18 protein-coding genes are annotated in these 20467 nt (G+C 56.6%); 8 read left to right on the forward strand and 10 right to left on the reverse strand.

Features of this window, described 5'->3' with window-relative positions:
- Positions 1-134 precede the first annotated feature (134 nt).
- The 7 genes from bioF (at position 135) to CDH48_RS02275 (ending at position 8070) form a co-directional block, all read left to right on the forward strand.
- Positions 135-1307, forward strand: coding sequence for an 8-amino-7-oxononanoate synthase (gene bioF, locus CDH48_RS02245; protein ID WP_100687061.1), 1173 nt, complete (start codon positions 135-137; stop codon positions 1305-1307).
- A complete protein-coding gene (locus tag CDH48_RS02250; RefSeq protein ID WP_227520892.1) occupies positions 1307-2056 on the forward strand; it encodes an alpha/beta fold hydrolase in 750 nt (249 codons plus the stop codon). The genes bioF and CDH48_RS02250 overlap by 1 nt, the downstream gene beginning before the upstream one ends.
- On the forward strand, positions 2053-2934 hold the full coding sequence (gene bioC, locus CDH48_RS02255; RefSeq protein ID WP_100687062.1) for a malonyl-ACP O-methyltransferase BioC: 882 nt from the start codon (positions 2053-2055) through the stop codon (positions 2932-2934). The genes CDH48_RS02250 and bioC overlap by 4 nt, the downstream gene beginning before the upstream one ends.
- Entirely contained in the window at positions 2927-3619 is a 693-nt protein-coding gene (gene bioD / locus CDH48_RS02260; protein ID WP_100687063.1) for a dethiobiotin synthase, read from the forward strand. Before bioC ends, bioD begins: the two co-directional genes overlap by 8 nt.
- Before the next feature lie 51 nt (positions 3620-3670).
- Positions 3671-3916, forward strand: a complete 246-nt coding sequence (locus CDH48_RS02265) for a flagellar biosynthesis protein FlgE (RefSeq protein WP_100687064.1) — start codon at positions 3671-3673, stop codon at positions 3914-3916.
- Positions 3917-4234: 318 nt separating this feature from the next.
- Entirely contained in the window at positions 4235-6034 is a 1800-nt protein-coding gene (locus CDH48_RS02270) for an acyl-CoA dehydrogenase C-terminal domain-containing protein (RefSeq protein ID WP_100687065.1), read from the forward strand.
- A gap of 239 nt (positions 6035-6273) precedes the next feature.
- Entirely contained in the window at positions 6274-8070 is a 1797-nt protein-coding gene (locus tag CDH48_RS02275; RefSeq protein ID WP_100687066.1) for an acyl-CoA dehydrogenase C-terminal domain-containing protein, read from the forward strand.
- 82 nt (positions 8071-8152) lie between these two features.
- Here the strand turns inward: CDH48_RS02275 and CDH48_RS02280 are convergent, their stop codons facing one another.
- The 5 genes from CDH48_RS02280 to leuS form a co-directional block, all read right to left on the reverse strand.
- Positions 8153-8788, reverse strand: a complete 636-nt coding sequence (locus CDH48_RS02280) for an endonuclease (RefSeq protein WP_100687067.1) — start codon at positions 8786-8788, stop codon at positions 8153-8155.
- Positions 8789-8988: 200 nt separating this feature from the next.
- Entirely contained in the window at positions 8989-9252 is a 264-nt protein-coding gene (locus tag CDH48_RS02285; RefSeq protein WP_100687068.1) for a hypothetical protein, read from the reverse strand.
- A gap of 109 nt (positions 9253-9361) precedes the next feature.
- Positions 9362-10369 (reverse strand): DNA polymerase III subunit delta, encoded by a 1008-nt coding sequence (gene holA / locus CDH48_RS02290; protein ID WP_100687069.1) that lies wholly within the window; start codon positions 10367-10369, stop codon positions 9362-9364.
- Positions 10366-10953, reverse strand: coding sequence for an LPS-assembly lipoprotein LptE (locus tag CDH48_RS02295; RefSeq protein ID WP_100687070.1), 588 nt, complete (start codon positions 10951-10953; stop codon positions 10366-10368). The genes holA and CDH48_RS02295 overlap by 4 nt, the downstream gene beginning before the upstream one ends.
- A 1-nt stretch (position 10954) precedes the next feature.
- Positions 10955-13540 carry a leucine--tRNA ligase gene (gene leuS / locus CDH48_RS02300; protein ID WP_100687213.1) on the reverse strand — a complete coding sequence of 862 codons (2586 nt, stop codon included), beginning with the start codon at positions 13538-13540 and terminating at the stop codon, positions 10955-10957.
- Positions 13541-13801: 261 nt separating this feature from the next.
- Here leuS and CDH48_RS02305 point away from each other — a divergent pair, with 261 nt between their 5' ends.
- Entirely contained in the window at positions 13802-14350 is a 549-nt protein-coding gene (locus CDH48_RS02305) for a zinc ribbon-containing protein (RefSeq protein ID WP_100687071.1), read from the forward strand.
- 176 nt (positions 14351-14526) lie between these two features.
- Here the strand turns inward: CDH48_RS02305 and lnt are convergent, their stop codons facing one another.
- The 5 genes from lnt to miaB all read right to left on the reverse strand — a co-directional run bounded on the left by lnt (position 14527) and on the right by miaB (position 20181).
- Positions 14527-16077 (reverse strand): apolipoprotein N-acyltransferase, encoded by a 1551-nt coding sequence (gene lnt, locus CDH48_RS02310; RefSeq protein ID WP_227520893.1) that lies wholly within the window; start codon positions 16075-16077, stop codon positions 14527-14529.
- Complete coding sequence (locus CDH48_RS02315) at positions 16067-16915, reverse strand: HlyC/CorC family transporter (RefSeq protein WP_100687072.1); 849 nt, start codon at positions 16913-16915, stop codon at positions 16067-16069. Before CDH48_RS02315 ends, lnt begins: the two co-directional genes overlap by 11 nt.
- Entirely contained in the window at positions 16912-17391 is a 480-nt protein-coding gene (gene ybeY / locus CDH48_RS02320; protein WP_100687073.1) for an rRNA maturation RNase YbeY, read from the reverse strand. Before ybeY ends, CDH48_RS02315 begins: the two co-directional genes overlap by 4 nt.
- Positions 17388-18383, reverse strand: coding sequence for a PhoH family protein (locus tag CDH48_RS02325; RefSeq protein ID WP_100687074.1), 996 nt, complete (start codon positions 18381-18383; stop codon positions 17388-17390). The genes ybeY and CDH48_RS02325 overlap by 4 nt, the downstream gene beginning before the upstream one ends.
- 451 nt (positions 18384-18834) lie before the next feature.
- On the reverse strand, positions 18835-20181 hold the full coding sequence (gene miaB / locus CDH48_RS02330; protein WP_100687075.1) for a tRNA (N6-isopentenyl adenosine(37)-C2)-methylthiotransferase MiaB: 1347 nt from the start codon (positions 20179-20181) through the stop codon (positions 18835-18837).
- Positions 20182-20467 lie beyond the last annotated feature (286 nt).

The raw sequence follows: 20467 nt of genomic DNA on the forward strand, positions 1-20467 counted from the left end.
TGTTTCGGGCCATCCCTGGCCCTCTACAATCCCGGAAACCACCGCCCGCTCGGCGCCCATAAATCGCAGTTGCCCTCGCAAATACGTCAACAGTCGAAAACATAACCACCTGTCATTTCTCTGGATACTTATTCGTGCGCAACTTTACCGCTGAACTGGAACAACGAAAACAGGCAGGTCTGTACCGAACGCGCCGGCATATTTCCGGGCCTCAGCAGCCGGTTTTGACCTCTGATGGCAAGCGTTTGCTTTCGTTTTGCAGCAACGATTACCTTGGCCTGGCCAATCATCCCTCCAATATTGACGCTCTCAGGAATGCCCTCCCGGAAACGGGGCTGGGTGGTGCGGCTTCCCATCTTGTTTGCGGGCACCACGAGGCGCATCACTTGCTTGAGGAGCGTCTTGCGGCGTTCACCGGGCGCAGTTCGGCGTTGTATTTCTCCACCGGCTATATGGCCAATCTGGGTGTGATTTCTGCGTTGGCGGGGCGTGGAGATACGGTTTTCTCGGATCGGCTGAACCACGCCTCCATTATTGATGGCTGTATTCTGAGCCGGGCCAGGGTGCGTCGCTACGCCCATGGGGATGTTGCGTCACTGGCCGCCATGCTCGCTGAGACCGGGGGGCACAAACTGGTGGTGACAGACGGTGTGTTCAGTATGGACGGCGATGTGGCGCCCCTGCGTGAGCTGGTGGCAGTTTGTCGGCGTTACGATGCCCTGCTTGTGGTTGACGATGCCCATGGCTTTGGGGTGCTTGGCCCCGGGGGGCGGGGCAGTGTGGCGGAGCTGGGGCTGAGTGAGGAAGATGTGCCGGTTCTGGTGGGGACGCTCGGAAAAGCCGTGGGCACCAGCGGGGCATTTGTGGCAGGGCCGGCAGGGCTGATGGATTATCTGGTGCAGAAGGCCCGGACCTATATTTACACCACAGCGATGCCTCCGGCGCTGGCGCTGGCAACCTGCGCCAGTCTGGATCTGGTTGAGGGTGGTGAGGGGCTGCGCACGCATTTGCAGGGCCTGGTTGAACGGTTTCGGGGGCAGGCTGTGGCTTTGGGTTACCGGCTCATGGAGTCCCGCACGCCCATTCAACCCATTATGATCGGTGACAACCGGGCGGCGCTGGCGCTGAGTCAGGCGCTGGAAGAGCGCGGGCTCCTGGTAACGGCGATCCGGCCACCAACGGTGCCTGCTGGTGAGGCGCGTTTACGGGTTACGTTCAGTGCGGCCCATTCCCATGGGGATCTGGATTGTCTGATTCGGGCTCTGGCGGAGTGTCGGTATTCGCTGGATGCCGGGAGTGTTGCATAGTGGGCTCGCCGGAAAAGACCGAACGGCTTGTGGTGGTCGGTGGCTGGGGGGTGCGTGTCGATATGCTGGCGGAGCTTTACCGGCACTGGCCTGGCCCCGTTGAACTGGTATCTCTGGACGACTTCCTCCTGGCGCGCTGCGACTCGGTAGTGGAGGTCGCCGATGAGTTGTTGTCGCTGTATAGCGGGCCGTCCGTGTGGATGGGGTGGTCTCTGGGGGCTCAGGTGGTTATGGAAGCAGCATCCCGGGATGCATGGGCGGTTTCTGCGGTTATCACTCTGGCGGGTTTTCCCCGGTTTATTGCAGACGAATCCTGGCCCTACGGTATGGATGCTGATCTGTTCGAGTCCTTCAGTTGCGGCCTGAGGCGTGGGAGCGAGCGCTACTGGCAGCACTTTCTGCTGTTGATGATCAGCGGTGCTGATGGCGGCAGTAATGAGCGCCGGCGCATGAAGGAGTGGCTTGCCAAGGGGCCGCATGTGTCGCCGGATAATCTGGTTAAAAGTCTGGAATGGCTGCGGCACGCAGATCAGTGCTCATTATGGGCTGATGCTCGCGTTCCCGTGCTCCATGTTACAGGTGCCTGCGACCAGATAGTTGCGAACTGGAACGGCGGCCTGAAAATGCAGCCGTCGGCGATGCAGGTTCGTATTCCCGGCATGGCCCACTGGCCGGGCGGCGGGTTTGCGGAAGACTGTCGTGGTGCAATCGAAACATTTCTGCAGTGGAGAAGGGGCGTGAAATCATGAATGCCATGAGTGCCGCGAATGTGATCGGGACATCCCCGGCCAGCAAGGCGGACATAGCGCGCGGGTTTGGCAGGGCGCGAACCTCCTACGAGAGCGCGTCGCGGTTGCAGCGACTGATGGGCGACATTTTATTGGAAACGCTGAAACAGCGGTCGCATCCGAACGGTGTCTCTGGCCGGGTTCTGGATCTCGGCTGCGGAACCGGTTGGTATAGCCGCAGGCTGGCAGAGCCAGGTGCTGAGGTGACCGTAACGGGGCTGGATCTTTCGGCTGACATGATTCGGCACGCCCGGGCCAATAGTTCGTCAGATATTGCCTGGCTGGTTGCGGATGCTGAGGCCATCCCCTTGCCCGATCAGAGCTGCGAGCTGATCTTCAGCAATCTCATGATTCAATGGTGCGCTGATCCGGGGCAGGTTCTTCGGGAGTGTCGGCGCCTGCTCAGGCCGGGAGGCCGGCTGGTGATTTCAACGCTCCTTGACGGGACTCTCAGGGAGCTTGATGAGGCGTGGCAGCGGGCAGATCCGGGCCGGCGCCACATAAACCGCTTTGCGCCGGAGGCAGCATTCCGGTCCATGGTTCTGGGTGAGTTGCCTTCAGCAGAAATTGATACAAGAACCCTTCGGTTGCCTTATACCTCGCCGCTTGCCCTGGCTGCAGAACTCAAACAACTGGGCGCCGGCTACAAAGGCGCCGGGAGGCGTCGTACGGCCACCGCGCCCGGTCGGGTGCGGGCTATGTGCCAGCATTATCCCCGTGAGCCGGATGGTCGTGTAATGGCCAGTTATGAAGCCGCCTGGGTGCACTGGACGTGCCCTGGCACTGGCGGTAAGAGCCAGGTTGATGAACGTGGGGTGGAAAACTGTCGGTATGGCTAAAAAAACATTTTTCGTAACCGGCACAGATACGGGGGTTGGCAAGACCCTGGTGTCTGCCGCCATTCTGGAGGCCGCCAAAGCAGCAGGTAAGTGGTCACTGGGTATGAAGCCTGTTGCCTCGGGTTGCGACGAGACACCTGATGGACTGCGCAATGAGGACGCTCTGATTCTCCAGAGTGCCGCCAGTGAATGGCTTGCCTACGATCTAGTGAATCCGGTTGCTCTGGCGCCTGCCATTGCACCGCATGTTGCCGCAGCGCAAGCAGGGCGCGTTATTTCCGCTGACCGGCTGACAGGTTTTTGCCGGGGTATGCAAATGCGCCCGGCAGATCTTTTGCTGATTGAAGGTGCCGGTGGCTGGCGAGTTCCTTTGAATGACCGGGAAACCTATTCGGCGGTACCCCGTGAACTGGGTGTGCCGGTGATTCTTGTGGTTGCTCTCAAGCTGGGCTGCATAAACCATGCACTGCTGACGGCGGAGGCAATCCGCGGCGATGGGCTTTTGCTGACCGGGTGGGTGGCTAATCGAGCCGAGCCGGAGCCCATGAGCTGCGAACAGGAAACCCTGAGTTACCTTCTCGAGCATATCGGCGCTCCCTGTCTTGGCGTTGTACCCTGGCTTGAGGGCGCTGTGCCGGAAAGCCTGGGGAGCTATCTCGATATTCAAATGTTGTTTGAAAATTGAACAAAAGTATGACCTAATGGTGTCAGTTTATGGTCATCGGAAGCAGCTGTTATGATCAGTAATACGCTTGCAACAGGCATTCAAGGTATTCAGGACGGCATGTACGGCATGGAAAATGCCGCCCGCAAAATTGCCCGTGCCGGTATTGACGGCCCGCAAGGCAGCGCCGACAGCGGAAACAGCCTTATTGAGCCAATCGTGGATCTCAAGCTTTATGAGCGCAGCGTGCAAGCTTCTGCACAGGTCGTTAAAACTGCTGACGAAACTCTTGGTACCTTGCTGGATATCATGATCTGATTGCCGGTCTGATGAGCCCGCTTTTTTAGTCCTGCCCCGTATCCTTTTACAAAGCCTTCCGGATGTTCCTGATTTCACGTCAATATGTGTTGGCGCGCCCTTGTTCCAGTTTTTTTAAGCTCTCCTGAAACCTGTCCCAGTGACCAATTGCTACAGAAATTGTGTTTGCGCCTATTGACAATTCTGTGCCTCTAAACGTATGTTTCAAACAAGTGTTTAATTAATGCTGCAGCGCATGATGCTGCAGTGTCAGAGTAAACCCAAGGCCGCGAGCTGTTATTACTTTTTCAGCCAAGACCGAAAACCGAGGTGGTTGACATGCCTGAGTACAAAGCGCCCCTGCGTGATATCAAATTCGTAATGAACGAGCTGCTCGACAGCGAGACCCACTACGCCAATCTGGAAGGCGCCGAAGACGCAACTCCGGATATGGTTGATGCTATTATCCAGGAAGGTGCGAAGTTTGCTGAGCAGGTGTTGTCGCCGCTGAATGCGGTTGGCGACAGGGAAGGCTGTACCTGGAGCGAAGACGGTGTAACAACGCCGACAGGTTTCAAGGAAGCCTACAACCAGTTTGTGGAAGGTGGCTGGCCATCGCTGGCGGCTGATCCCAACTACGGGGGTCAGGGCCTGCCCAACTCATTGGGTATCGTAATGAGTGAAATGAATGGCACAGCCAACTGGTCCTGGGGCATGTACCCGGGGTTGAGCCATGGCGCCATCAACACTCTGGAAGCCCATGGCACCGAGGAGCAGAAGCAGACCTACCTCACCAAGATGATCAGTGGCGAGTGGACGGGCACCATGTGCCTGACAGAAGCCCACTGTGGCTCTGATCTGGGTACCCTGCGCACCAAAGCGGAGCCCAATGCAGACGGCTCTTACAGCATTACCGGTACCAAGATTTTCATCTCTGCCGGTGAGCATGATATGACCGAGAACATCGTCCATATCGTTCTGGCGCGCCTGCCGGGTGCGCCCGAAGGCACCAAGGGGATCTCCCTGTTTATTGTACCCAAGCGCCTGCCGGCTCAAGACGGCTCCGCCGGAGAGCGTAACGCGGTATCCTGTGGCTCTATCGAGCACAAAATGGGCATCCACGGTAACGCGACCTGTGTGATGAACTTCGACGGCGCCAAAGGTTGGCTGATCGGGCCGGAGAACCGGGGCCTGAACTGCATGTTCACCTTCATGAACGTGGCTCGCATCGGTACCGCTATCCAGGGTCTGGGTGCGGCAGAGCTGGGCTTCCAGGGTTCACTGGCCTACGCCAAGGATCGTCTGGCCATGCGCTCACTGAGCGGTGCCAAAAATCCTGAAGGTTATGCCGATCCGATTATTGTACACCCGGATGTTCGCCGTATGCTGCTGACGCAGAAAGCCGTAGCGGAAGGTGCGCGTGCACTGATTTACCTGACTGCACAGAAGGCGGATCTGGTAGAGCGCGGCAAGTCCGAAGAACAGCGCAAAGAAGCTGATGAACTGCTTGGCTTCCTGACGCCGATTGCCAAGGCCTTCCTGACCGAGATCGGATACGAAGCAGCCAACCTCGGCATGCAGGTTTTTGGTGGCCATGGCTTCATCTCCGAGTGGGGCATGGAACAGAACGTGCGGGACTCCCGTATTGGCATGATCTATGAGGGCACTACCGGCATTCAGGCGCTCGATCTTCTGGGTCGCAAGGTGCTGATGACCCAGGGCGAGTCCCTCAAGGGCTTCACCAAGCAGGTACACAAGTTCTGCAAAGAGAATGCCGATGACGAGCAGATGAAGCCATTTGTCGAGCCTCTGGCGGCGATCAATAAAGAGTGGGGCGATCTGACCATGAAAGTGGGCATGATGGCCATGAAGAACCGCGAAGAAGTTGGCGCAGCCTCTGTGGATTACCTGATGTATTCCGGATACGCCGTGTTTGCATACCTGTGGGCCCGCATGGCCAAAATCGCACAGAATAAGCTGGCTGAGGGCACCAGTGAAGAGCTGTTCTACAACGCTAAGTTGCAGACTGCACGCTTCTACTTCACCCGCATGCTGCCGCGTACCAAAACTCATGCCGCAGCCATGCTGGCAGGTGCGGACACCCTGCTGGATATGCCGGAAGAAGCTTTCGCACTCTGATCACACAGAGTATTGACGGCTGACCGGCAGATAAAAGCCCGTGCTCTCTGGAGCCGGGCTTTTTTCATGAGTTGAGGGCAGGTTTGAGTTAGAATATCCGGCAATAAAATAATACATACCACGACACACAGCGTAAGCAGGTTAGAGGGCTTTACATTAAGGAGCCGCCTGCGCGGGCAGATTATTCTGGAATCTGGATCGTTTTGAAATTGAACTGTTTTTGAGATTGGAGAGAATTGATGGCTGATTATCAGGCACCCCTGCGTGACATGCGCTTTGTACTGAACGAAGTTTTTGATGCGCCAGCACTCTGGGCGTCACTGCCCAAAGTCGCGGAGAACGTGGATCCGGACACCGCTGACGCGATTCTTGAAGAGGCCGGTAAAATTTCCAGCGGCGTTCTGGCACCCCTGAGCCGTGAGGCGGACGAACAGGGCTGTCAATGGAACCAGGGCGAAGTAACCACGCCGGATGGCTTTAAGGAGGCCTACCAGACGATTGTTGAGGGTGGCTGGAATGGCCTTGGTGGCAACCCTGAGTTCGGCGGTATGGGCATGCCCAAAACCCTGGTGGCGCAGTTTGAAGAGATGATGCAGGGCGCCAACATGGCGTTTGGCCTGGCGCCGATGCTGACGGCTGGTGCCTGCCTTGCGCTGGATGCCCATGGCAGCCAGGAACTGAAAGAAAAGTACCTGCCCAACATGTACTCAGGCGTCTGGGCCGGGGCTATGGATCTGACAGAGCCCCACGCCGGAACCGATCTGGGCATTATTCGCACCAAGGCCGAGCCCAATGATGATGGCTCTTTTAACGTGACAGGCACCAAGATCTTTATCACTTGGGGCGAGCACGATATGGCGGAAAATATCATCCATCTGGTCCTGGCCAAACTGCCGGGCGCGCCGAAAGGCCCCAAAGGTATCTCCCTGCTGCTGGTTCCGAAATTCCTGGTGAATGATGACGGATCACTGGGGGAGCGTAACAGCTTCAGTTGTGGCTCCATTGAGAAAAAAATGGGCATCAAGGGTTCTGCTACCTGTGTGATGAACTTTGACGGCGCCAAAGGCTGGCTTGTGGGTGAAGAGAACAAAGGCCTCAACGCCATGTTCACCATGATGAACTACGAGCGCCTGGGTGTGGGTATCCAGGGTCTTGGTGCCGCTGAAGCGTCCCTGCAAAGCGCCCGTGAATATGCCATGGAGCGTATCCAGAGCCGCGCGCCGACGGGAGCACAGCAGCCAGAAAAAGCCGCAGACCCGATTCTGGTTCACCCGGACGTGCGCCGTATGCTGCTGACCATGAAAGGCTATGTAGAGGGCGGTCGTGCCTTCTCCACCTATGTGGCACAGTGGCTGGACATATCCAAGTATGCGGATCCCGCAGAAGAAGAGCGCCGCAAGCACGCCGAAGGTATGGTTGCTTTGCTGACCCCGGTTGCCAAGGCATTTCTGACCGACCGCGGCCTGGAGGCCTGTATCATGGGGCAGCAGGTATTCGGAGGCCACGGCTATATCCGTGAATGGGGGCAGGAGCAACTGGTTCGCGACTGCCGGATTACCCAGATCTACGAGGGCACCAACGGCATTCAGGCTCTGGATCTGATGGGGCGCAAGGTGGTTGGCAGCCAGGGCAAGCTGTATGAGCTGTTTGCAGAAGATGTGGCGGGCTTTATCGAAGAAAACCGTGGTGAAGAAAGCCTGCGCCCTTATCTGGAGCCGCTTGCGGCTGCATTTGAACGCTTGTCAGATGTTACCGAGCATGTGATCGAGCAGGCTTCTGACAACCCCAATGCCATTGGCGCAGCGTCCGTGGACTACCTGGACCTGTTCGGCCTGACAGCCTTGGGTTACATGTGGGCGCGTATTGTGAAGGCAGCGGCACCAAAGGCGGGCGATGACAGCTCCGGCTTTTACAGTGGCAAGCTGAAAACCGCACGCTTCTTCTACGATCGCCTGTTGCCAAAAACGGTTTCTCTGGCGGAGGGGATCCGCAGCGGCAGCGATTCCATGATGGCGCTCACCGCCGAAGAGTTCTGATCGGTTTTCGCAATGAAAATAGCAGCAAACCCCGGTTTCCCCGGGGTTTTCTGCTATTTGACTGATTGAAACATGTTTGGGACTACAGACGCTCAACCCGCGACGGATCGGTAATGTAGGGATTTTCGTTGCCCTGGATCTCTGCAATCCGCTTGTGGCGGGAGAGCTCCCTGTCATCAGGCGGGTCTGCGCGATTCCAGTTCTGGAACACCGGGGCGGATCCAAGCCAGGGGAGATCGTAGGTGCTGACCATATAGCTCATAGTGCGGGCGACGTCGCCTTTCACTTTTGCAGGGGGCTCGAAGAAGGGGCCGCTTTCACGAATCCCGCAATCGTCTTCCTTGACCGTTGCACCCAGTTCTTCATAACGGGCATTGCGCCGCCGCAGTTCAGTGCGATTCCGCACCGGTATCATGTTATGAAGGTCGGATGCGATCTGGCGATAGCGGTTATCCTGTTCGCACTGGCGTGAGGTTCCGCATGAGAGGGCATCACGCACATCTGCAAGAGGATAGATGTAACCTTCTGTGAGCATGAATCCTTTGCTGGAAAAATGCAGGTCACAGAAAAATGACTGGCCGCCATCGGCGTACAAATTGCCCCAGAAATGCTCTTTAATAACGGACTTCGGGTCACTGAAGCGGGTGTTCTGGCCGATAACAAAGGTCGTGGTCAGCAGAAGCAGCAGGGTAGTGGAAATAAGACACAGCTTTTTCATATGCCATTTATACCTCTCAGTGTCTGCAAGCGCCTTGGCCAAACGGGCCCAAATAATCGCCAACTGGTGCGATGCTGGGCCCATCTGCCGGGCAAATTCGTGACGCTCGGTTCACCTACAAGAGGAGTATGGCATAAAGGCTCCTGATGCAAGAGCCTTTATGGTAGCTATTTGAAGCCTTGTGTTAACGGGTTAACATTTTATCTGATTTTGTCGCGAATTCTCTGATAGCCCGACTTCAGGTCTTCACCCAGTTTTTTTGCCGTCTGGCGGGCTTCCTGGGTTGTCTCGCTGGCATCGTCCATTACCTGATCGAAGCGGGCTTTGAACTTGTCCCACTCCTGCTCAAGATCATCGAACTCATCTTTTACGTCCTGACGGGCGAGATGAAGCTGTACCCGGGCTTCGTCCCGGTACTGTTTGATTTTATCTGACAGGTTTTTGAGCTCTTCTTGAAGACCCATACCAGGTACCTCCTTAAATTGATCGAGCGCCTACAATGCCTACAGTTGTGAAAAACTGTCAAGCGATAAGGGGCCTGATTGGTGCTAAATGAGAAGGGTTTGATTCAGATCAGTGATTTTGGGCCAGGAGAACTGACAAATCCCGCAGATAATGCCAGGGGGAGAGCTCTTCGAAGCCTTTTGCTGCACGGTCAACCTGGCTGCAGAGTTTTACCGCTGCGTGCAGTTGCTGCGGCTTCAGCCGTCGGGCCGCCTGTTCCAGTACCCGGGCTCGTTGTGGCTGGAAGACGCCGCGCTTTTTAAAGAAAGCGGATGGATTTGCGGTTCTGTTTTCACCGGTTTTAAGCTCAAGAAGCAGGTTGAGATCGCGGTTCAGCACCGTCAAAAGGCCGAGCGGGTTTTCGCCCTCCTGCTGCAGCACGCCAATAATCTTTCCGGCGTGGGGGGCTCGACCGGCAAGCAGTTCGGTCACCAGTTCAAAACCGTTGAAGCGGGAGCTGTCCTGCACCGCCTGTTCGATGACTTCTTCGTCAATGGTGCTGCCATTGGTTAGAAGCGACAAGCGATCGAGTTCCTGGCTGGCAGCCAGAAGATTGCCTTCAAGCCGTTCCGCCAGCATGGCCAGGGCGCCGCGGGTGAGGCTAAGACCCTGTTTGCCGGCCCGTTGCTGGAGCCAGGCGGGGAACTTGTCCGCATCCACAGGCCAGACGGGCACGTGCACACCCTTTGATTGCAGTTCCTTGTACCATTTGCGCCGGGTTTCGGCTGCGTCCAGGCGGGTGCTGATCAGCAGCACAACGATATCTTCCGGAGGCTGTGCGAGAACCCGCTCCATTACCGCGCGACCATCACCGAGTTTACCCGTTGGCAAACGAATCTCTATCCGGCGCCGCTCAGCGAACAAAGACATGGCACTGAATTCATCCGCCACCGTATTCCAGTCAAGCTGCTGGTCGGCGTGAAACGTCAGCCGATCCTCGAAGCCTGCTTCTCTGGCAGCGCTGCGGATCTGATCACAACACTCCTGCACCAGCAGCGGCTCGTCCCCGGAAACAAGGTAGACGGGCGCAAGGCCTTTGCGGAGCAGTTGCGACAGTTGGCCCGGATTGGTTTTCATGGCTTGCCGGATTGCGCGTCGACCGGGTTACGGGTTGCCTGGTAGTTGTCCCGGATTTCCTGCAGCCGTTCTTTGGTGAGGGGCGCAAGCCGGAAGATGATCTGCTGAGCCAGGCGGCTGTTCAGTTGCTGCTGCAGGCTGTCTTCCTCACGCTGTTTGGCCAGCACGTTGGTTTCGTCGTACCTGTAACTCTCACTGGTTGTGAGTCGGGTATCTGCGATCACCGGAATCCCGTCCGCGCTGACCAGCTCAATGCTGGCAGAATGTCGGAGTGTATACTCGGCCGCGGCAGCCTGAACGGTAATCGCACTCGCCCTGCGATCCCGTTCAAAGTTCCGGATTCTGAGGTGATAACTTGCGTTCTCCTCGGAAGCAAGCTGAACTCCGCCCAGCTCAAGCTGCTCGCGAACCGACAGGCACAGCGGGGTGACCTCAGGCCCCTGGCAATCCACATTCAGTGGTTCGAGTGCGGACGACACCGGTGGTGCGCCCCGCAACTGGAAACCACAGGCACCCAGGCCTAAAGCCAGAGCAATCACAGCAATTGATCGAACCTTGGGTGTGTGCGGAGTGCCGGGTTTCATATCAGTTGGCAACCACGTTAACCAGTTTTCCGGGTACAACGATGATCTTGCGAACAGTAACATCGTCGATGAAGCGCCGGACGTTTTCGTTTTCCAGGGCCAGCGCTTCCAGATCGGCTTTGCTGATGTCCGCGGGAACGTCTGTCTTGGCGCGTACCTTGCCGTTGACCTGAAGAACCACCTGAATCTCGCTACGGACCATGGCAGATTCGTCGGCCACCGGCCAGGGTGCGTCCACCACCGGATCATCGTGGCCCAGGGCCTGCCACAAGGTGTGGCAGATGTGCGGCACAATCGGTGACAGCATCAAAACGGCAGCTTCCAGTGCCTCCTGGCGCACGGCGCGGGTCTGGGGCTCATCGTTATTCAGGCGGCTGACCTCGTTCAACAGCTCCATCACTGCAGCAATGGCGGTGTTGAAGGTCAGACGACGACTGATGTCGTCACTTACTTTCGCAATGGTTTCATGGGTTTTGCGCCGCAGGTCTTTCTGCGCATCGTTCAGGGCACCCACATCCAGGGCTGGCGCAGTTCCGCCTGCCACCTGATCATGCACCAGGCGCCACAGGCGCTTGAGGAAGCGGTGGGCGCCTTCCACAGCGCTGTCTGACCACTCCAGTGACTGTTCGGGTGGGGCCGCAAACATCATGAACAGACGCACTGTGTCGGCGCCATGGGCATCGATGATGGACTGCGGGTCGATACCGTTGTTCTTTGATTTGGACATCTTGGTCACGCCACCGGCCATAACCGGCTGACCGTCGTCCTTGTGGACCGCACCGATGGCGTGGCCTTTTTCGTCCCGTTCAACCACAACATCTGATGGTGAAATCCAGACCTTGCCGCCTTTTCCATCATCACGGTAATAAGTGTCTGCCAGCACCATGCCCTGGGTGAGTAGCCGCTTGAAAGGCTCGGAACTGTTCACCAGGCCCACGTCGCGCAAGAGCTTGTGGAAGAAACGCGCATACAGCAGATGCAAAATAGCGTGTTCAATGCCACCGATATACTGATCGACCGGCAGCCAGTAGTTTGCCGCAGCCGGGTCCAGCATGCCCTTGTCGTAGTTGGGGCTGCAGAAACGGGCGTAATACCAGGACGACTCCATGAAGGTGTCGAAAGTATCCGTTTCCAGGGTTGCAGGCTGGCCGTTGAACGAGGTTTTCGCCCACTCGGGATCGGCTTTGATGGGGGACTGGACGCCGTCCATCTCAACATCTTCCGGCAGACGAACCGGCAGCTGATCGTCGGGCACCGGGCGCTGGGTGCCATCTTCCATGGTCATCATGGGGATGGGCGCGCCCCAGTAACGCTGCCGGGATACGCCCCAGTCGCGCAGGCGGTAGTTGACCGTGCGCTTGCCGATATTGTTCTGCTCAAGGTAATCCGCAATGGCATCAAACGCTTCATCGCTGGTCAGACCGCTGTATTTGCCAGAGGAAACCAGTACGCCTTTTTCTGTGAACGCCTCTTCCTGTACGTCAATTTCTCGACCGTCGGTGCTGGCAATAACCTGTTTGATGGGTAAACGGTACTTGAGTGCAAATTCGTGATCGCGCTCATCGTGGCCGGGCACTGCCATCAGAGCGCCGGTGCCATAGTCTGTGAGTACAAAGTTGGCAATCCAGACCGGAATTTCTTCCTGGGTAAGCGGGTGGATGGCCTTGAATCCCGTATCCACACCCTTCTTTTCCATGGTGGCCATTTCCGCCTCGGCCACCTTGCTGTTGCGACACTCCTCCACAAAGGCTTCAACGTCCTTATGGCGCTCAGCCGCTGCTTTGGCGAGCGGGTGTTCTGCAGCCACAGCCATATAGCTCACGCCCATCAGGGTGTCCGGGCGGGTGGTATAAACTGTCAGTCCTTCGTCGCTGTCCTTGATGGGGAAGGAGAGTTCGGTACCCACAGATTTGCCGATCCAGTTGCGCTGCATGGTTTTGACCTGCTCTGGCCAGCCATCCAGATCATCCATGTCGTTCAGCAATTCTTCGGCATAATCGGTAATGCGGATAAACCACTGGGGAATCTTTTTCTGCTCCACCAGCGCCCCGGAGCGCCAGCCACGCCCGTCTACCACCTGCTCGTTAGCAAGCACGGTCTGATCCACAGGGTCCCAGTTAACCGTGGACATTTTCTTGTAAACCAGGCCTTTTTCGTAAAGGCGCGCAAAAAACCACTGCTCCCAGCGGTAGTAATCCGGCTTGCAGGTGGCCAGCTCCCGGCTCCAGTCATAACCGAACCCCAGCTGCTTGAGCTGGTTTTTCATGTATTCGATGTTCGCGTAGGTCCACTTCGCCGGCGCCGTTTTGTTGGCAATGGCGGCGTTCTCGGCGGGCAGGCCAAACGCATCCCAGCCCATGGGCTGCAAAACGTTTTTACCCTGCATGCGCTGGTAGCGGGAGATCACATCCCCGATGGTGTAGTTCCGCACATGCCCCATGTGCAGCTTGCCGCTGGGGTAGGGGAACATGGACAGGCAGTAGTATTTCGGCTTACCCGGATCTTCCCGGACCTCAAAGGTTTTATTCTCTTCCCAGAAGGTGCGCGCAATGTATTCTACGTCACGGGGATTGTACTGCTCGTCCATACCTGCCATTACCAAAGTTACCCTGTATCAAAATGATGTGCGGAGCGGCCGGACATTCTAACGCACACAAGGCGTAACAGGTAGCCTGCCAAAAACCGAATACTGTGCCATGATGACAGTTATGGTGAAGGTTGGCGGCAGGCGGGGCTCTCCGGGACACGCTGTAAATACATCCCTGTACGCTTGACGGCAGCATCCCTGCTGCCGACAGTCCCGGAGAGCCCCGCCTGCCGCCGCCCCGCAAATTACGAGGAGCCCTTAATGACAAAGCCAGAACGCAGCCATCTCTCAGGCAAGGCGCTCGACGCCTATGATCGCATGCTTGAACAGGTACAGAATCGCCTGCGCACAGTGCAGGAAACCACGCTGGAAACTCTGGAAGAAGAGATCGATAAAGCGATAGAGGCGGAACAAGAACTGGAGGAAATGACCAGGGACGAACTGAGCCTGCTTGGTACCTACCTGCAAAGGGATCTGGAACACCTCATTCATTTTGTGGATGAAACGGGTGAAGGGCTTGCAGAATGGCTTCAGATCGATCTGTCACTGCTGGAAAACAGCCTTACAGAACGGTTGCTCTCGGTTGCCGACCAGACGCTGGTTGACACCCTGGCACTTCAGCAAAAGCTCGAAAGCCACGATGCCGGCCAGTATATCGCTGGCGAAGTCGCAACGGCGGGTATGTTCCAGTGCCTGAACTGTGAGCACATGCTGTGTCTCACCTCGACCAGTCATCTGGAGCCCTGTGAGGCCTGTGGTTCGCAATATTACAAGCGGGTGACCAGCCGTTGGCCACGAAAGGAAAGCTGATTTGTAGCTATTTTAAGAGCCGATGGTAATAGGTGACTCCAAAGCTTGGGCGGCCGTGGCAGGGACGGTTTTCAAAACTGTGCGGAGCCAGGGATGGCGGAGCCAAGCGTACATGGACGTATTCACAGCGTGTTTTGAAAACCGTCCCTGCCACGGCCGCTTTCACCAAGGTCTGATCAGCTTTTAGGAATAACCCGCTCACGAACAAACACAATCAAAATCAACGCCAACGTCAGAACCGGCCACGATGCTGTCTTCATATAAGGTGTGCTGCCACTGGCCTTGAACACCTCGCCAGTCAGAACCGCCCGCTCAAACTGCGGAATACGCGTTGTGATCTGCCCCTTGTGATCAATGATCGCCGTCACCCCGTTATTGGTACCGCGAATCATATAACGCCCCGTCTCCAGAGCCCGCATACGCGCAATCTGCAAATGCTGCAACGGCCCCACAGAATCCCCGAACCAGCCATCGTTACTGATCGTCAGTAGCAAATCCGAATTCACAGCATTGCGGGCCAGAAAGTCCGGATACGCCACCTCATAACAGATAAACGGCATCACCTTCGCGTTATTTGCGGTTAAAGGTGACTGATTCTCCGGCCCCCGGGTAAAACTCGACATGGGCAAATCGAAAAAACCGATCAGCCCCCGCAGAACGCCCTCAAGAGGAACATATTCCCCGAATGGCACCAGCTTCTGCTTATGGTAGATACCTTCGCCATGGCCTATAGCCATAATGCTGTTGTGATAGGTAAAGCCACCGGCGCGCTCACTGAAACCGTACCAGGGAATGCCGGTTATGAGCGTGCTCTCGTCTCCGAGGTTCTCCTTGATGTGATCAATGATCTTGCCCGCCTGGTCCTGGGGAATGGGAATCGCTGTCTCCGGCCAGAGAATCAGATCGGTGTCCCAGTAGGGTTCCGTCATGCCCAGATAAGCCACAATCTGATCTTTCAGAAACTCCGGGTCCCATTTGATAAGTTGCGGGATATTGCCCTGCATGGCGGCCACAGAAGTGGGTTCCGTGGTGATGTCAGTCCAGTTAACCCGGTTCAGTGCCGGCGCCGCCAGCCAGGGAACCAGAGTTGCCACGGCCACAATACCGGCAATGGCATGGCGCTTTCTGGTGAAAAGCCACGCTGTTGCAAAGATCGCTGCGCCGCTGGCCGCAACCAGAAACGTGATGCCATGAACACCAACAACCGGAGCCAGGCCCGCCAGGGGCCCGTCGGTGTGAGCTGTGCCCAGATACAACCAGGGAAAGCCGGTCAGCAGCCAGCCCCGGAGCCAGTCCCCCAGAATCCAGATGGCGGGGAAGAGAATCAGCCTTCGCACTGCACTGCCTTTCGCAAGCTTGCTCCAGAACCAGAAAGCGAGGGCAGGGAAGAGCGCCAGCCCCGCCACAAAAGCAACCGTGAGCAGAACCGAAACCGGGATGGAGGTATTACCGAACTCACTGATACTGACATAAACCCAGCTCGCTCCTGAGCCAAACAGTCCAAGCCCCGTCAGCCAGCCAGCCGCAAAGAGTTTCGATGCCTTGAGGGGGATCGTAACCAGCAGAACAAGCAGGATTGATATCGGCCCCAGCCACCACAGATGGAATGGCGAAAATGTCAGGGTTTGCAGGGCACCGGCAACCACAAGGGTTGCCGAGCTCAGCCAGCGATTGGAGAAAAACGTATGGGCCGGGGCAATCGGGGGAGCAGAATCATCATGACTCACTACGGGTTACCTGTAACAGACGGATGACACGGTTATCGGCATTGGCAATGGTAAAGCGCAGGCCACCAAATTCAACCGTTTCACCCCGTCTGGGCAGGTGCCCGAACTCCTTGAGTACAACTCCGCCAATAGTGTCGAATTCTTCCTCATCCAGTCCCGTTTTGAAAAACTCGTTGAAATCATCAACAGGCGTGACCGCTTTTACTGCGTAAGAGCCATCGCCCCGGGCCTTGATGTGGGTTTCCTCGTCGAAATCGTGCTCATCCTCGATTTCCCCGACAATCTGCTCCAGTACGTCTTCAATGGTTACAAGACCGGCCGTTCCACCGTATTCATCCACCACAATCGCCATGTGGTTACGGTTTTCCTTGAACTGCTTGAGTAGCTGGTTCAGACGCTTGCTCTCGGGAACAAAGGTGGGCGGGCGCAGAAGCTCCCGTACATGAGACCAGTCCATATCGCCATCAAGGGCCAGTGGCAGGAGATCCTTGGCGAGCAGAATGCCAATTACGTCATCCTGGCTGTCGCCAATAACCGGGAACCGGCTGTGCGCAGACGCAATGATCTCATCGAGATACTCTTTGGGGTCCTGCGAAGCACGAACGGTGACCATCTGGGAACGTGGGATCATGATTTCATCCACACGCATGTCAATAACCTGCATGGCGCCTTCGATGATGCTCATGGCATCGGCATCGATGATCGATTGGGATTCGGCGCTCCGCAGAACTTCCAGCACGTCCTCAACAGATTCCGGCCCGCTGGAAAAAGCATGTGATATACGCTCCAGCCAGGACTTGTTGGAGCCCTGACTGCGACTCGACTGATCGTCGCTCATGAGTCTTTGTCCGTTTCCTCTTCTGCTTCTGCGTAAGGGTTGCTGATCCCGAGTTGTGCCAGCAACCGTATTTCGAGAGCCTCCATGGCCTCTGCGTCTTTATCGTTTATATGGTCATAGCCCTGAAGATGCAGCATACCGTGAACCACCATATGCGCCCAGTGGGCCAGTGGCGATTTGGCCTGTTCCCTGGCCTCATCTTCTACAACCGGAGCGCAAATAACGAGATCTCCGGCCAATGGAACCGTTATACCGGCTGGCGCTTCAAATGGGAAGGACAACACATTGGTGGGTTTGTCCTGCCCCCGGAATTGGTGATTCAGTGCCCGGCTTTCGTCAATATCGACGATGCGAATGGTCACCTCGGATGGATCCTGCTCCAGCCAGGCAGCCCGGGCCCAGTCTTGAAACCGGGATTCCGAAGGCACACCCGGCCCATCAAACACCTTCTGGAAATCAACCGTCAGCTGGTTCACGGGTTACGGTCGCTCCCTTTAATGCTTTTTTCATCAAACGAATCGTAGGCTTCCACAATGCGCTGAACCAGAGGATGACGGACAACGTCCTTGGCCTCGAAACGGGTAAAGCCGATGCCCGTGACTTTGCTGAGCACGCTCGCGGCATGCACCAATCCGGAGTTCTGCCCCCGTGGCAAATCCACCTGAGTGGTATCGCCGGTAATCACGGCAGTGGAACCAAAGCCGATCCGGGTCAGGAACATTTTCATCTGCTCGCGGGTGGTGTTCTGGCTTTCATCCAGAATAATAAACGAGTTATTCAGGGTACGGCCACGCATGAATGCCAGCGGCGCAATCTCTATCACGCTTTTTTCGATGAGCCGCGTAACCTGCTCGAACCCGAGCATTTCATACAGGGCGTCGTAAAGCGGTCGCAGATACGGATCCACCTTCTGCGCCAGATCTCCGGGCAGGAAGCCGAGTTTCTCACCCGCCTCAACCGCCGGGCGCACCAGCAGAATCCGCTTGACCTGCTCGTCTTTCAGCGCTTCCACTGCGCATGCCACCGCCAGCCAGGTTTTCCCGGTGCCAGCCGGGCCAATACCAAAGTTGATGTCGTGGGAGCGAATGTTGTGCACATATTTCTGCTGATTCGCACCCCGGGGCTTGGCGGTGAGCTTCGGGGTTTTGATGAGGGTAACGGAGCCGTCAAACGGTATATCTTCCGGGAGCCTCTCAAACCCGGTTTCCCGGATGTACAGGTGCACGGTATCCGGTGATATGTCCTCCATGGCTTCGGTTTCCCGATACAGGTGCCGGATTACTTCCACTGCAGCGGCAACGTGTTCGGTTTCACCGTCTACCCGGAAGTGATGGCCACGGCGGGTGATGGAAACCTGCAAGCGCCGTTCGATGTGCTTCAAATTCTCATCAAACTGCCCGCAGAGGGTGGTGAGCCTGCGCTGGTCTGCCGGGTGTAGGTCGAATTGTCTGGAATCGTTGGTGTTCAATATTGCTCCGGTTCTGGTGGCTCCCCTTTTCGGGAGAAGGCATATCTGACTTTGGTGCAAAGGACCGGAGTGTGGGCCTGCCTCCCAAAAAACGCCCGTGAATACGTCCCTGTAGGGCTCGGTCGCGCCATCCCTGGCGCTCCACGTTTTTGGGAGGCAGGCCCACACTCCGGCCCTTTTTAAACTATGTGCAGGCCCGCAACGGGAAAACAAGTGCCAGGAACGCTCTCGTCGGTTTTATGGCTATAAGTTTGTGCATACATGTTGCTTGGTTGAGCGTTTTTGACATGCCAGTTTGAAGCTTGCAGAGAGTGGTGGGAAGGCCCTCCCAAAAATGTTGGAGGCCATGGATGGCCGGAAACAAGCGCACATGGACGTGCTCGTAGCGGTTTTTGGGAGGGTGGCTCCACCGCTCTCTAACATCAAACCTTGAAAACATGGGAGCCCAAGCTCAATACAACTCCGAATCCACAGGCACACCCCGCAAAGAGTTCGTGTAGGCCTCAACAATCTCAACGTCGATGAAGTGACCGACAACTTGGGGATTCTCATGCCGGAAGTTCACAATCCGGTTGTTCTCGGTGCGCCCGGAATACTCCCCCGGATCCTTTTTCGATAACCCGGTCACCAGAATACGCTGAGTCGAACCCACCATCTTGCGGCTGATATCCATCACCGTCTGGTTGATCCGATCCTGCAGGATTTTCAGGCGCTGCTTCTTCACTTCCATGGGCGTATCATCCGGCAGGTCTGATGCCGGCGTTCCCGGGCGGGCGCTGTAAACGAAGCTGAAGGACATATCGAAACCGATATCGTTGATCAGCTTCATGGTGTCTTCAAAGTCTTTCTCGGTTTCCCCCGGGAAGCCAATGATAAAGTCGGAAGAGAAACTGATATCCGGGCGAATCTTGCGCAGGCGGCGCAGTTTGGATTTGTACTCCAGAGCCGTGTGGCCACGCTTCATGGCGGCCAGAATGCGATCCGAGCCGCTTTGTACCGGCAGGTGCAAGTGGCTGACCAGCTCGGGAACCTGCTCGTAAACCTCAATCATCGCATCGGTAAATTCAACCGGGTGCGAGGTGGTGTAGCGGATGCGATCTATGCCGTCGATGGTGGCAATCAGGGTAATAAGCTCCGCCAGATCCATCACGTCACCATCGTGAGTCTCGCCACGGTAGGCGTTTACGTTCTGGCCCAGAAGGTTCACTTCCCGCACGCCCTGGCTGGCCAGGTGAGCGACTTCTGCAATCACATCGTCCGCCGGACGGCTGACTTCCTCGCCGCGGGTGTAGGGCACCACACAGAAAGTGCAGTATTTGCTGCAGCCTTCCATGATGGACACAAACGCAGAGGGGCCATCGGCACCAGGCTCCGGCAGGTTGTCGAACTTTTCGATTTCCGGAAAGCTCACATCCACCACGCCCACGCCGTTACCTTTCATACGCACTTCGGTAATCATATCCGGCAGGCGGTGCAGGGTTTGCGGGCCGAAGACCATATCCACATAAGGCGCGCGGTCAAGAATGGCCTGGCCTTCCTGGCTGGCGACACAGCCGCCCACGCCAATGATGAGTTCCGGTTTGTTGGCCTTGAGTTTTTTCCAGCGACCCAGCTGGTGGAAGACTTTTTCCTGGGCTTTTTCACGGATGGAACAGGTGTTCAGCAGCAGGATGTCGGCGTCATCCGGCGATTCGGTCATTTCAACCGCTTCGCCGGTTTTAAGCAGGTCGGCCATGCGGGATGAATCGTATTCGTTCATCTGGCAACCGTGGGTCTTGATGTACAGCTTCTTGGCCATGGGTCTCAACACAACTGGATGTATTTGGCGCCCGGAGTTTTGAAATGTCCGGAGTGGGCGCGCTGAAAAGGAGAACTGGGCATTATAACGGGGTGATCATTCTGCAACCAGCGTTGTCTCGGTAATCTGCCAGTTTTGCTGTGGTACTATTTTGGTTCGTTGAACTTCGGAGTTTGAATCGATTGGTGCAGGGCTCTCCAAAAAGCGCCCGTGAATACCCCTCCGGGGTCCGGCCAGCAATCACAGATTGCTGTCGTTCGGCTGCGCATGAAGCTTTGCTTCATAA

Origin of the sequence: Marinobacter aromaticivorans (genome assembly GCF_002806975.1) — a bacterium.
In the GTDB taxonomy this organism is placed as follows: Bacteria; Pseudomonadota; Gammaproteobacteria; order Pseudomonadales; family Oleiphilaceae; genus Marinobacter; species Marinobacter aromaticivorans.

Bases quoted from the DNA above. Each gene is read 5' to 3' on its own strand.
- bioC (WP_100687062.1), top strand. From the start codon at position 2,053: ATGAATGCCATGAGTGCCGCGAATGTGATCGGGACATCCCCGGCCAGC.
- bioD (WP_100687063.1), top strand. From the start codon at position 2,927: ATGGCTAAAAAAACATTTTTCGTAACCGGCACAGATACGGGGGTTGGC.
- CDH48_RS02265 (WP_100687064.1), top strand. From the start codon at position 3,671: ATGATCAGTAATACGCTTGCAACAGGCATTCAAGGTATTCAGGACGGC.
- CDH48_RS02270 (WP_100687065.1), top strand. From the start codon at position 4,235: ATGCCTGAGTACAAAGCGCCCCTGCGTGATATCAAATTCGTAATGAAC.
- CDH48_RS02275 (WP_100687066.1), top strand. From the start codon at position 6,274: ATGGCTGATTATCAGGCACCCCTGCGTGACATGCGCTTTGTACTGAAC.
- CDH48_RS02280 (WP_100687067.1), bottom strand. From the start codon at position 8,788: ATGAAAAAGCTGTGTCTTATTTCCACTACCCTGCTGCTTCTGCTGACC.
- CDH48_RS02285 (WP_100687068.1), bottom strand. From the start codon at position 9,252: ATGGGTCTTCAAGAAGAGCTCAAAAACCTGTCAGATAAAATCAAACAG.
- holA (WP_100687069.1), bottom strand. From the start codon at position 10,369: ATGAAAACCAATCCGGGCCAACTGTCGCAACTGCTCCGCAAAGGCCTT.
- CDH48_RS02295 (WP_100687070.1), bottom strand. From the start codon at position 10,953: ATGAAACCCGGCACTCCGCACACACCCAAGGTTCGATCAATTGCTGTG.
- leuS (WP_100687213.1), bottom strand. From the start codon at position 13,540: ATGGACGAGCAGTACAATCCCCGTGACGTAGAATACATTGCGCGCACC.
- CDH48_RS02305 (WP_100687071.1), top strand. From the start codon at position 13,802: ATGACAAAGCCAGAACGCAGCCATCTCTCAGGCAAGGCGCTCGACGCC.
- CDH48_RS02315 (WP_100687072.1), bottom strand. From the start codon at position 16,915: ATGAGCGACGATCAGTCGAGTCGCAGTCAGGGCTCCAACAAGTCCTGG.
- miaB (WP_100687075.1), bottom strand. From the start codon at position 20,181: ATGGCCAAGAAGCTGTACATCAAGACCCACGGTTGCCAGATGAACGAA.